Annotated in this window: 12 protein-coding genes; 4 read left to right on the plus strand and 8 right to left on the minus strand. The window is 69.4% G+C overall.

Annotated features, from left to right (window positions below):
- Positions 1-335: 335 nt before the first annotated feature.
- The 7 genes from ACIBGM_RS31205 to ald form a co-directional block, all read right to left on the minus strand.
- The gene (locus tag ACIBGM_RS31205) at positions 336-1,073 is read right to left on the minus strand and encodes a pseudouridine synthase (protein ID WP_360533823.1); all 738 of its coding nucleotides are present in this window, start codon (positions 1,071-1,073) and stop codon (positions 336-338) included.
- Positions 1,066-3,291, minus strand: a complete 2,226-nt coding sequence (scpB, locus tag ACIBGM_RS31210) for an SMC-Scp complex subunit ScpB (protein ID WP_396387558.1) — start codon at positions 3,289-3,291, stop codon at positions 1,066-1,068. Before scpB ends, ACIBGM_RS31205 begins: the two co-directional genes overlap by 8 nt.
- Positions 3,288-4,268 (minus strand): segregation and condensation protein A, encoded by a 981-nt coding sequence (locus tag ACIBGM_RS31215; protein WP_396387559.1) that lies wholly within the window; start codon positions 4,266-4,268, stop codon positions 3,288-3,290. The genes scpB and ACIBGM_RS31215 overlap by 4 nt, the downstream gene beginning before the upstream one ends.
- 2 nt (positions 4,269-4,270) lie before the next feature.
- Positions 4,271-4,618 carry a hypothetical protein gene (locus tag ACIBGM_RS31220; RefSeq protein WP_396387560.1) on the minus strand — a complete coding sequence of 116 codons (348 nt, stop codon included), beginning with the start codon at positions 4,616-4,618 and terminating at the stop codon, positions 4,271-4,273.
- Positions 4,615-5,526, minus strand: a complete 912-nt coding sequence (locus tag ACIBGM_RS31225; RefSeq protein WP_360533838.1) for a ParA family protein — start codon at positions 5,524-5,526, stop codon at positions 4,615-4,617. The genes ACIBGM_RS31220 and ACIBGM_RS31225 overlap by 4 nt, the downstream gene beginning before the upstream one ends.
- 461 nt (positions 5,527-5,987) lie before the next feature.
- Positions 5,988-6,920: a site-specific tyrosine recombinase XerD gene (gene xerD / locus ACIBGM_RS31230; RefSeq protein WP_396387589.1), complete on the minus strand. Its 933-nt coding sequence runs from the start codon at positions 6,918-6,920 to the stop codon at positions 5,988-5,990.
- Positions 6,917-8,032, minus strand: a complete 1,116-nt coding sequence (gene ald, locus ACIBGM_RS31235; RefSeq protein WP_360537501.1) for an alanine dehydrogenase — start codon at positions 8,030-8,032, stop codon at positions 6,917-6,919. The genes xerD and ald overlap by 4 nt, the downstream gene beginning before the upstream one ends.
- Before the next feature lie 325 nt (positions 8,033-8,357).
- On the opposite strand from ald, the gene ACIBGM_RS31240 reads away from it, so the two are divergent.
- The 3 genes from ACIBGM_RS31240 to ACIBGM_RS31250 all read left to right on the plus strand — a co-directional run bounded on the left by ACIBGM_RS31240 (position 8,358) and on the right by ACIBGM_RS31250 (position 10,888).
- Positions 8,358-9,101, plus strand: coding sequence for a phosphotransferase (locus tag ACIBGM_RS31240; protein WP_396387561.1), 744 nt, complete (start codon positions 8,358-8,360; stop codon positions 9,099-9,101).
- A 135-nt stretch (positions 9,102-9,236) separates the two neighbouring features.
- Entirely contained in the window at positions 9,237-10,067 is an 831-nt protein-coding gene (locus ACIBGM_RS31245) for an LLM class F420-dependent oxidoreductase (RefSeq protein WP_360537497.1), read from the plus strand.
- A gap of 125 nt (positions 10,068-10,192) precedes the next feature.
- Positions 10,193-10,888 (plus strand): DUF4386 family protein, encoded by a 696-nt coding sequence (locus ACIBGM_RS31250; RefSeq protein ID WP_360537495.1) that lies wholly within the window; start codon positions 10,193-10,195, stop codon positions 10,886-10,888.
- Between the two features lie 57 nt (positions 10,889-10,945).
- On the opposite strand, the gene ACIBGM_RS31255 is transcribed toward ACIBGM_RS31250, so the two are convergent.
- On the minus strand, positions 10,946-11,350 hold the full coding sequence (locus ACIBGM_RS31255; protein ID WP_360537493.1) for a cupin domain-containing protein: 405 nt from the start codon (positions 11,348-11,350) through the stop codon (positions 10,946-10,948).
- Between the two features lie 76 nt (positions 11,351-11,426).
- Between ACIBGM_RS31255 and ACIBGM_RS31260 the strand changes: the two genes are divergently transcribed.
- On the plus strand, positions 11,427-11,990 hold the full coding sequence (locus ACIBGM_RS31260; protein WP_360537491.1) for a hypothetical protein: 564 nt from the start codon (positions 11,427-11,429) through the stop codon (positions 11,988-11,990).
- The last annotated feature ends 4 nt before the right edge of the window (positions 11,991-11,994 follow it).

Raw genomic sequence — 11,994 nt, forward strand, 5'->3', positions numbered from 1 at the left:
CCGTACAACGACTCGGTACGTACGACGACTCGGCCGCATTACGACCCGGCACGTACGACGAGTCCGCCTGTACGACGACTCGGTCCGCACGACAACTCAGCACGTACGACGGCTCAGCCTGTAGGTCGGCTCCGCCCGTACGACGACTCCATCCGTACGGCTGCTCGGCCCGTTTGACGGCTCGGCCGCTCCGGGTCTCGTTGCGTGCGGCGGCTCGGTGCGCACGACGCTGTCGTGCGGGTGGACACCAGCACGACGACTCCACCGTACGGCGGCTCGGTCCGCACGGCGGCTCCGCCTGTACGGTGCTCGACGCATACAGCGCGGCGGGTGGGTTAGAGGTCGACCAGGTCGAGGAGTTGGCCTAGCTCTTTTTGGTCGAGTTCGCGGAGTTCGCCGGTGTGGAGGTTGCCGCGGCGGACCGGGCCGATGGCCGTGCGGGTGAGGCGCTTGACCGGGTGGCCGACCGCGTCGAACATGCGGCGGACGATCCGGTTGCGGCCCTCGTGCAGGCTGATCTGAATGAGCGTGCGGCCGCGGATGCTGGAGATCACCTTGACCGTGTCCGCCTGCGCCGGTCCATCGTCGAGCTGGACGCCGTCGAGGAGATTGCGCAGTACTGCTGGCTTCACGTTGCCGTCGACTTCGGCGACGTACGTCTTGGAGACCTCGTACGACGGATGCGCGAGCCGATGCGCGAACTCGCCATGATTCGTCAGCAGCAACAACCCCTCGGTGTCGGTGTCCAGCCGGCCGATGTGAAACAGCCGCTCCGGCCGTTCCTCGACGAAGTCCGCAAGGCAACGCCGCCCCTGGGGATCCGACATCGTGGAGACAACGCCGCGCGGCTTGTTGAGCACCAGGTACACGTGCGCGCTGGTCGGCGGAATCCGCTCCCCATCAACCCGAATCACCGAAACAGCCGGATCCACCCGCCGCCCGAACTCGGTCACCACCTGCCCGTCGACCTCGACCCTGCCCTGCTCGATCAAGATCTCCGCATTACGCCGGCTCGCCACCCCCGCCTGAGCCAACACCTTCTGCAGCCGAACCCCCTCGACCTCCTCACCCATCACGCCCCCCATCCCACCCCCGCAACCGCTCCCAAGCCAAACTCCCCGCCACCCCAGCATCCTCCGCCGCACCAGCCTGGTCCTTGGCGCCAGCCTGGTCCGCGGAGCCAGCTTGGTCCGTGGTGCCAGCTTGGTCCGCCGTGCCAGCGTCACCCCGGGCGGCAGATCCGTCTTCCACGGATGCCCCGTCCGCCCCACCGTCCGCACTCACCTCAGACGCGCTCGCCTCGTCGCCCGCACTCACGTCAGACGTGCTGACCTCGTCGTCGGCGCTCGCCTCATCGTCAGAAGTCGCCGCGGGCGTGCCGGCCTCGTCAGTCGGCGTATCGCTCGCGGTCCGCTCGTCGGCAGCCTCGAACTCGTCGGACGGCTCCAGCTCACCCGGCTCATGTACGACGTCCAACTCGGCCGACTCGTCGGTCGCCAGATCCCCGTCGATCCCAGCGTCACCCTCAGCAGACTCGTCGGCCGGTGGTTCGTCGGCGGCGTCGAACTCGTCGGATGGCTCGAGGTCGCCCGGCTCGTGGTCGACGTCCAGGTCGGCTGGCTCGTCGGTTGCCAGGTCAGCGTCGATGCCGGTCTGGTCCTCGGCGGTCTCGTCCGGCGCGGCGTGGGCCGCATCCGCCGAGGAGGACGGCGGCACGTCGAAGTCCGCGTACTCCTGGGGGATCGATCCGGCAAGCTCCGCATCCGCCGCGGAGGATGGGGGCACGCCGAAGGAGGGGTCCTCCGGGCGGACCGGCTCGGCGGATCCGGCATCCGCTGAGTCGTCCGGGTGAGCCGACTCGGTGTCCGCGGTGGATGGCTGTTCGACCGGCGAGGGCGGCTCGTCGGCGGCGTCGGGCGTCGTACTGGCGTCGCCCGTTGCGCCGTCGCCTGGCGTCGTACCGGCGTCTGGCGTCGAGTCGTCGGCTGGCGTCGTACCGTCGTCGGGCGTCGTGGTGTCGGCTCGGGGGAGGGATTGGGCGGCTAGTTCTTCCTCTATGTCGTCCATGTCGGGGAGGTAGGGGGCTAGCTCGGGGAGGTCGTCGAGGGACTGCATGCCCATGCGTTCGAGGAAGTAGGACGTGGTGCGGTACAGGGTTGCGTGGGACTCGGTGTCGGCGCCGGCTTCCTCGACGAGGCCGCGCGCGACGAGGGTTCGCATGACGCCGTCGACGTTCACGCCGCGGATCGCGGAGACTCGGGCGCGGCTGACCGGTTGCTTGTATGCGACCACGGCGAGGGTTTCCAGCGCGGCCTGGGTGAGGCGCGCTTGCTGGCCGTCGAGGACGAACCTCTCGACGTACGGCGCTGCCTCCACGCGGGTGTAGTAGCGCCAACCGCCACCCACCTCACGCAGGTCGAACCCGCGGCCCTGCTCGGTGTACTCCTCGGACAGCGTCCCCAACGCCGACGCCACATCACCCGTCGGGCGGCCGACCGCGCGAGCCAGCGTCAGCACCGGCAACGGCTCGTCCGTCACCATCAGGATCGCCTCGAGCGCGCGCCGCATGGTCTCGTCGTCAACGACGACCTCATCCCCCACCGGCACCTCAGTCTGCCCCGGCGGCAGGTAGTCCTCATCCGCTGGTACGTCGGAGTCGGCGCTCGACTGCCCGTCGTCGGAGGAGGTGTCGGCGGCCGATGACAGCTCGTCGGCCGGCTCGGTGAGATCCGTGGAGTCGGCGTCGTCGGGTGAGGCTTCGGTCGACTCCGCGGTTGCGCCGGCGGAGTCCGTCTCGGCGGTTGGCTCCTCGCTCGAGGGCTCGGTGCCGGCTGGGTCCGGGGAGTCGGCGTCGGCGTCGGCCGGGGTCGAGTCGGCGGCGGAGGTCACCTCGTTGTCGAACTCGCCGGACTCCGCGGAGGCGCCGTCGGAGTCGCCGGACTCCGCGGAGGCGGCGTCGGCGGCGGAATCCGTGGAGGAGTTGTCGGCGGCGGGATCCGTGGAGGAGGCGGCGGACTCGGTGGACTCCGCGGAGGCGGCGGAGTCGGTGCGATCCGTGGAGGAGGCCGCGTCGGCGGGATCCGCGGAGGCTGTGTCGGGCTCGTCGGACGGGCGGGAGTCGTTGGAGCGCGGCTCGGTGTCCTCGGGGTCCGCGGCGGGGTCGGTGAGGTCCGCGGCGGGGTCGGCGGCCCCGGCGGTGGGGTCGGCGGTCGAGGTGGTGAGGTCGGCGCCTTCGTCTACGGAGCTGGGGTGGGCGGGGGCGGACGGGTGGGTTGGGGGGTGTTCGGTCACTGGTCCGCCGTCTCGTTCGGGGCGTCGGCCGGGGCGGGCTCGACGTCGTCTTCAGCTGTGGCGCTGGCGCCGGGTTCGAGGAAGTCGGTGTCGTCGGAGACCTGCGGGGCCTCGCCGTCCTCGGATTCGGGGCGCGACACCTCGTCGAACTCGTCGCTGACGTCGATGTCGCCCTCGTCCGACCCGGTCCACCGGATCGTGAGCTCCCCCAGCGGCGTCACCTGGTCGAAGGAGACAGCCGCCTCCCGGAACAACTCCAGCAACGCCAGGAACCGGCACACCGTCGTCACAGTGTCCGGCGAGTCCGCCACCAACGCGCGGAACGTCGTACTGCGCTGCCGCCGCAACCGATCCACGACGACAGCCGCCTGCTCCCGCACCGTCACCTGCGACCCGTGCAGGTGCGTCAGCGACACGCCTTCGGGTAGATCGGTCTTCGGCGCCAGCGCCCGTGCGGCCAAGGCAGCCAGCCCGGCCGGATCGATCCCCAGCAGCACCTCGGGCAGCAGCTCCGCGAACCGCGGCTCCACCCCCACCGCCCGCGGGAACCGCTTGGCCTCGGCGGCCATCCGCTCCTGCATCAGCGCCGCGATCTGCTTGAACGCGCGGTACTGCAGCAGCCGCGCGAACAGCAGGTCCCGCGCCTCCAGCAGCGCCAGGTCCTCGGAGTCCTCGACCTCGCCCTTCGGCAGCAACCGGGCCGCCTTGAGGTCCAGCAGCGTCGCCGCGATCAGCAGGAACTCCGACGTCTGGTCCAGGTCCCACTCCGACCCGAGCGCCTTGATGTGGGCGATGAAGTCGTCGGTGACCTGGGACAGCGCGATCTCGGTGATGTCGAGCTTGTGCTTGCTGATCAGCTGCAGCAGCAGGTCGAACGGACCCTCGAAGTTGACCAGGTGAACGCTGAATCCTTTGCCCTCGGCAACAGCCGGGCCGGCGTCCGACCCAAGATCCAACGGCAACGAGTCCGAGGACACGGTCACTCCGAGGCCTTGAGCCGCCGTACCAGCACCGAGTCCGGTCCGTGGTCGACGAAGTCGGCCAGCAGCACATCGATCGCCTCGCGGACGATCCGGCCGCGGTCGGCCGTCAGCCCGTGCTCGGCCCGTAGCGCGAGTCTGGTCTGTTCCAGGCCGAGCAGCTCCTCCTCCGTCACGTACACGGTGATCTTCGTGTCGTGCCGGATCCGACCACTCGACTTCCGGTCGTCGACGACCGTCGTACTGGACCGCACAGTCGACGGTCCGTCAGTGGTGGTGCGCTTCTCGGGTCTGGTCTGCTTCGGTGCCGCACCCCCGAAGAGTTCACTGGCACCTGGCAGGCTCACCCGGCGGGACAACGCGCCAGCACCTCCTTGGCAAGATCGCGGTACTGCGTGGCCGCAGACGAGGACGGGGCGTACGTGGTGATCGGTTCGCCGACGACCGTGGTCTCGGGGAACTTGACGGTACGCCGGATGACGGTGTGGAAGACGCGTTCGTCGAAGGCCTGGACCACCCGGTCGAGGACCTCCCGGGCGTGCGTCGTACGCCCGTCGAACATGGTGCCGAGGATCCCGACGATCTCCAGCTTCGGGTTCAGCCGGTCCTGGACCTTGCCGATCGTGTCGGTCAGCATCGCCAGACCGCGGAGCGCGAAGAACTCACACTCCAGCGGTACGACGATGCCGTTGGACGCGGTCAGCGCGTTCACGGTGAGCAGGCCGAGCGACGGCGCGCAGTCGATCAGGATCACGTCGTAGTTCGGGATGATCGGCTCGAGCACGCGCTGCAGGGTGTACTCGCGGGCGACCTCCTGGACCAGCTGGACCTCGGCCGCCGACAGGTCGATGTTGGCCGGCAGCAGGTCGAGGTTCTCCACCCGGGTCGGACGGATCACCTCGTCCGGGGTGATGTCGCGCTGCATCAGCAGGTTGTAGACCGAGATGTCCAGGTCGTGCGGCTGCACGCCGAGGCCGATCGAGGCCGAGCCCTGCGGGTCGAAGTCGATCAGCAGCACCTTGCGGCCGGTCTCGGCGATCGCCGCGCCGAGGTTGATCGTGGTCGTGGTCTTGCCGACGCCACCCTTCTGGTTGCACATCGCGATCACCTGCGCCGGGCCCGTCCTGGTCGGCGGCTGCGGCACGGGCAGGTCGGGAACCGGCCGGCCGGTCGGCCCGATCTTGTTCCGCGGGCCGTGCGCGTCATTCACAGGTGCGATGTCCTCCGCGGTGAGCTTGGCCGTCGGCCGGGGCATCTCCGCATAGTTCTCGGGTGGGGTCAGGTTCCGCTGCGGCTGCGCTGCGGCAGCAGGCTGGGAGACCGTCGGCGCGATCGGTTGGGCCGGCGACGGGAACTGCTCGGTGCCCGGGAATGTCGACTCGTTCATGACTCGTCAAACCTTTCAACCGATACGGGCGATCCCAGCGACTGTAAGCGTGCATTCAAGCACTCTCAACCAGCCACTCCGCACCGGGGTGGGGTGGTTTGTCGACAAAGCTCCGGACCCGGCCGATCACCGCTTCCGCGTGACCAACCGTAACCAGATGATCGCACACCGTCCCCAAAATCCGAGCACCGACCCCCACCCTTTCACGACCCCGCCGGCGGCACGAATCTGGGTGGCGGACCGCCACGCCATCACAATGCGGGATCGCGCATGTCCCCCCGCGGGGACAGCGCGACAGCGCGGGATTGTGATGGCCTGGCGGTCCGCCATCACGACGACAGCGCGCGGGGGTGGGACGTCGCGTAGACCTCGCGGAGTTTGTCGACCGTGACCAGGGTGTAGACCTGCGTCGTGGTGACCGAGGCGTGCCCTAGCAACTCCTGCACGACCCGGACGTCGGCACCGCCGTCCAGCAAATGGGTGGCGAAGGAGTGGCGGAGGGTGTGCGGGGAGATCTCCTTGGCGATGCCGGCGCGTTGGGCGGCCCGGCGGAGGACGGTCCAGGCGGACTGCCGGGAGAGGCGGCCGCCGCGGGCGTTGAGGAACAGGGCCGGCGTACCGCGTCCTCGCCGTACCAGGTCGGGCCGACCGCGGACCTGGTACGCCGACAGCGCGTCGCGGGCGTAGGAACCGACAGGTACGACGCGCTCCTTGCTGCCCTTGCCGCGCAGCAGCACCGCACCCGCCTCGAGGTCGATGTCGTCGACGTCCAGCCCGACCGCCTCGGAGATCCGCGCACCGGTGCCGTACAGAAACTCCAGCAACGCCGCGTCGCGCGCCGCCAGGACGGCCGGCTCCGCCGCGGCGCCGGCAGCCGCGGTCAGGATCCGTGACACCTCGTCCACGGAGAGTGCCTTCGGCAACCGTTGCGGCGGCGCCGGCGGCTTCACCGCAGCCGCCGGGTCCACCTCGGTCAATCCCTCACGCAGACAGAACCGATGAAACCCGCGAACGGCGACCACAGTCCGGCCCGCCGAGGAGGCGGTGAGCGGCGGATGGTCCGCGTCGCCCTCCCGCAACCGCATCAGGAAGTCGCTGACCACGGCCTCCGAGATGCTCCCCAACGAGGAGATCCCGGCGGCCGCGAGGTAGGCGTCGTACCGGCGCAGGTCACGCCGGTACGACGCCAAGGTGTTCGCAGCCAGGCCACGCTCCACCGTGAGGTGGTCCAGGTAAGCGCCAACCGCACGGCTGATGCTCAGACCAGCACCTCGTCGAGCTTCAGCTGGGACAGGTCGTGGGCGTCGGCCACGGGACCGTAGGTGACGTGCCCCGCGTGCGTGTTCAGGCCGAGCGCGAGGCTGTGGTCCTGCTTCATCGCCTCCCGCCAGCCCAGGTTCGCGAGCTCGATCGCGTACGGCAGCGTCACGTTGGTGAGCGCGTACGTCGACGTGTTCGGCACCGCCCCGGGCATGTTCGCGACGCAGTAGAACAACGAGTTGTGCACCTTGTAGACCGGGTCGGCGTGGGTCGTGGGACGCGAGTCCTCGAAGCAGCCGCCCTGGTCGATCGCGATGTCGACGAGCACGCTGCCCGGCTTCATCCGGCGGACCATGTCGTTGGTGACGAGCTTCGGCGCCTTCGCACCGGGCACCAGCACCGCGCCGATGACCAGGTCGGCCTCCAGCACCGCCTGCTCGATCTCGAACGAGTTCGCGGCGATCGTCAGCAGGTGGCCCTGGTAGATCTGGTCGGCCTGGCGGAGCCGGGCGATGTTCCGGTCGAACAACTGGACCTGGGCCTGCATGCCGAGCGCGATCGCGGCCGCGTTCATGCCGGAGACACCGGCGCCGATGATCACCACCCGGGCCGGGTGCACCCCGGACACGCCGCCGAGCAGCACACCGCGGCCGCCGCCGTTGGCCATCAGGTGGTAGGCGCCGGACTGCGGCGCGAGCCGGCCGGCCACCTCGCTCATCGGGGCCAGCAGCGGCAGCGTCCCGTCCGGAAGCTGAACCGTCTCGTACGCGATCCCGGTGATGCCGGACTTCAGCAGCGCCTCGGTGCAGTCGGTGCTCGCGGCCAGGTGCAGGTAGGTGAACAGGACCTGGTCCCGCCGCATCCGGTGGTACTCCTCGGCCACCGGCTCCTTCACCTTGAGCACCAGCTCGGCGTCCGCCCAGACGTCGTCGGCGGCCGGCACGATCCGTGCCCCGGCCGCGACGAACTCGTCATCGGGGATCAGCGAACCGGTCCCCGCGCCCTGCTCGATCAGAACCTCGTGCCCGTTGCGCACGAACTCGTGCACGCCGGACGGGGTGATCGCCACCCGGTACTCGTGGTTCTTGACTTCCTTCGGTACTCCGACCTTCACAACTTGCCCTTCTTTCACATTCCAGGTGTGCGGCCCACGTCGTTGTGTCCGCGGCCCGGCGGTGAGGGGTGAGCTGCCAGGTCGCTGCCGAGTGTAAGCCCGCAAGGTTCATACCACCTGATCGGATGGTCCTATCCGGTGGAGACTCGCGGAACCAATGCCCGGCGGTTCGGTTACACTCCTGCAAGACGCTGCAACTCCGCGTGACGTTGACCGCGGAATCCCTTGCCTCACAGGCTTTGCGCAATCTTGACGCAATCTCCATTTCTGTCTTTACGCCAGTCTTGCACTGCCGCGAAAAACGCTCCTGACGAAAGGTTCTGACATGAACGAGGAGATCGCTCTCCACGGCGGCAACGTCGGCGGCGCGGTCCGCGTCGGCGACACCGTCCGGCGGGCCACCGGCCCGTGGACGCCGGCAGTTCATGCCTTGCTCAACTACCTCGCCGACGCCGGGCTGACCGGGATCCCGCGCGTGCTCGGGTACGACGACCAGGACCGCGAGATCCTCGACTACCTGCCTGGTACGGCGTACGGCCCGGAGGTGCCCGACGACGTACTGGCCGACGCCATGCGCTGGCTCGCCGAGTACCACCGCGTGGTCACGTCGTACCGGCCCGACGGCGAGATCGTCTGGCGCACGAGTCGCGGCGAACTCGCTGCCGGACAGATCATCTGCATGCACGACTACGGGTACTACAACTGGATCGGCACCGAGTCCGGTTTCAGCGGCGTGATCGACTGGGACATGGCCGGCCCGGGCGTTCCGCTCGACGACATCGCCTTCGCCGCCTGGAACACCGCTCCGCTTGCGATCCCGATGGACCCGGCCTACCAGGCCGCCCGCCTGCAACTGATGGCAACGTCGTACGGCGGCACCTTCACTCCTCTCGAGATCCTCGAGGCCGCGCCGATCCGTGCTCAGCGGTCGGCCCGCGTCATCCGCGCCGGCCAGCAAACGGGTGACCCAGGCATGCTCAACCTCCTCAGGGTCGGCGAACCCGACCGCACCGAGCGACGACTCGTGGACCTTCGGCAACGAATCCCCGAGATCGCCGCGCACCTGTAGCCGTCCACATTCTGGTTGCGCCGGCAGTCATCGTTGACTTGCCCTGGTGGGCGTCGGGGATGCTTTTCCCAGCACGGAATGGAGCCCGCCCGCTCCCGGTTGCAGCCTGAGAACGGTTCGACGAGAGGAGTACGCGTGGCGGTAGAACTTGGACGCTTCGGGGTCTGGCACGGACCTCAGCACTGGGGGCCGGAGCTGGCGGCGGGACTGGAGCAGGCCGGGTACGGCGCGCTCTGGCTGGGCGGCTCCCCGGACGCCGGCCTGCGCGACGCGGAAGTGTTGCTGGCGTCAACGAACTCCGTTGCCGTCGGCACCAGCATCGTGAACATGTGGAAGTCGCCCGCGGCCGACGTGGCCGCCTCGTACCACCGGCTGGAGGACGAGCACCCGGGCCGGTTCCTGCTCGGGGTCGGGATCGGTCACCCCGAACGCACCGGCGAGTACAAGTCGCCGTACGACACGATCGTCGGCTACCTGGACGAGCTCGACGACGGCAAGGTGCCGGCCGACCGGCGCGCCCTGGCCGCGCTCGGCCCGAAGGTCCTGCAGGTCGCGGGATCCCGCACCGCCGGAGCCCTGCCCTACTTGACGACTCCCGAGCACACCCGGGAAGCGCGTCGTACGCTCGGCGGCGGTGTGCTGCTCGCGCCGGAGCACGGGATCGTGCTCGAGACCGACGACGAGATCGCCCGGACGACGGCGCGCGACTACCTGGCGTCGTACCTGCAGTTGCGCAACTACCGGTCGAACCTGAAGCGCCTCGGGTTCACCGACGCCGACCTGGACGACGGCGGCAGCGACCGGCTGGTCGACGCGCTCGTGCTGCACGGCTCGGCGGTCGAGATCGCGGAGGGTCTGAAGGCCCACCTGGACGCCGGTGCGGACCACGTCGCGGTCCAGCAACTGGGGCGTGAGGGGATCGATCTGCTGCCCGGTTACGAGGCGTTGGCAACCGTTCTCCTGTAGGTGATGCCGAGTCCGTCCGGCGGTGCGCCTGTTCGCCGGACGACCTCTTGACGGCCGCTTGAAGCGGAGGAACATCAGCAGTAGACGCACGTCATTTCGGGGTGCGTTCACTGGAGGTGTTCCCCATGACCGAGCGACACGAGTTGCGTTGGGGCGGCATAGCCGGACTGGCCTTCGTCGTCCTGGCACTCCTGGGCAGGTTCCTGCCCGGCAATCTCCCCACGGTGGACGAGTCGGAAGGCACGATCACTGGCTTCATCGACGACGCCCGGACGTCGATGCTGGTCGGGTCCCTGATGTGGGCCGCCGCGGCCGGGTTGATCATCTGGTTCGCCGCTGCCTTCGCCGAGGCGATCCGGGAGCGGGACGAGCGCAGTGACGTCCACCTCGCGCTGCTGGCGGGATCGGTGCTGGTCGGCGGCGCGATCTTCATGACTGCAGGGCTGACCGCCGCGACCGCCTACGGCATCGACGGCCGGGACGCCGCGACCACCGTCATGCTGTACGAGCTGACCGCGGTGATGACGACGATGATCGGCTTCGCCGCCACGCTGCCGCTGGCTGCGGCCGGGATCGGTGTCCTGCGTACCCGGATGATGCCGAACTGGCTCGGGTGGCTCGCGCTGGCGGCCGCCGTCGTGTCGTTCGCCGGCGCCTTCGGTGTGTTCGCCACCGACGGCACGTTCGTTGCCGGCGGCACCTTGATGACCACGGTCCCGCTGCTGCTGTCGGCGGTCTGGATCGTCTGCGCCGGCGGCTACATGATCCGTGAGCACCTGCCGGAGGTGACAGCGGGCGAGGCGATCGTTCCGCAGACCTGAGCCCAGTCGTCCGCCGGGACCGTGTGCCCCTGACGCGCGTCCCGGCGGGCCCTCCCCTCACCGCAGGGTGAAGTCCGCGAAGTCGAATCCCGGCGACACGATGCACGACACCAGCACCGGCTGGTCCCCGGCCGGTCGCGCCGCCTGCCAAGCCCCCGCCGGTACGACGACCTGCGGCCGCTGACCCGCGCCGACGTCAGGTCCGAGGGTGACCGACTCGTCACCGTACTCGAGCGTCAACGGCCCGCCGGAGTGCCACAACCAGATCTCCGCCGACCGCACCCGATGCAGCCGCGACTCCTCCCCCGGCGCCAGCAGGAAGTAGATCGCGGTCGCACTGGCCCGCGTCCCGTCGTACCCCTCCGGCGCGATCTCCACCTCCGACCGCCACGTCTCCCGGTACCACCCACCCTCCGGATGCGGCTCGAGCCCCAACAACCCAGCCAACTCAGGCTTCTCCATAAAAGGCATTGTCGGATGGGCAAGGTTTGGGCAGAGTGCGGGGATGGGTGAGTTGCCTTCTGCGTATCATCGGCGGTTGCCGTATGGGGAGCGGTTGTCTGCGGAGGGGCTGGTGGGGCAGCGGTTCTTTCCGTTCGAGGGGGATGTGCAGGTTGTGCCGCTGGCGGAGCCGGTGGTGCCGGAGCCTCCGCGTGGGGGTGAGGCGGGTGGGGCGCCGTGCGTGACGTGTGCTGATCCGAACAAGTTCGTGATCTGGCGGGACGACCAGTGGCAGGTGAAGGCCGGCCTCGAGCCGAGCGGGCTGCCGTTCGTCGCCGTACTCGAGCCGCGGGAGCACTACCGCCTCGACAACTTGCCGCCCGAACTGCTCGCCACGCTCGGCCCGATCATCCAGCGCGTCGCCGGCGCGATCGGCCGGATCGACGGCGTCGGGCGCACGCATTTCAACCGCTGGGGCGACGGCTCCGAACACTTCCACGTCTGGTTCCTCGCCCGTCCGCTCGGCCAGATGCAGTTCCGCGGGGCGATGATCGCCGCCTGGGACGAGATCCTCCCGAAGGTCCCCGACGAGGAGTTCAAGGTCAACGTCCGCACCGTCACCGCCGCCCTCTGCGAAGGCGGCGGCGAGTCGGTGGACTGACCTG

The organism is Kribbella sp. NPDC050470 (assembly GCF_044458365.1).
Taxonomy (GTDB): domain Bacteria; phylum Actinomycetota; class Actinomycetes; order Propionibacteriales; family Kribbellaceae; genus Kribbella.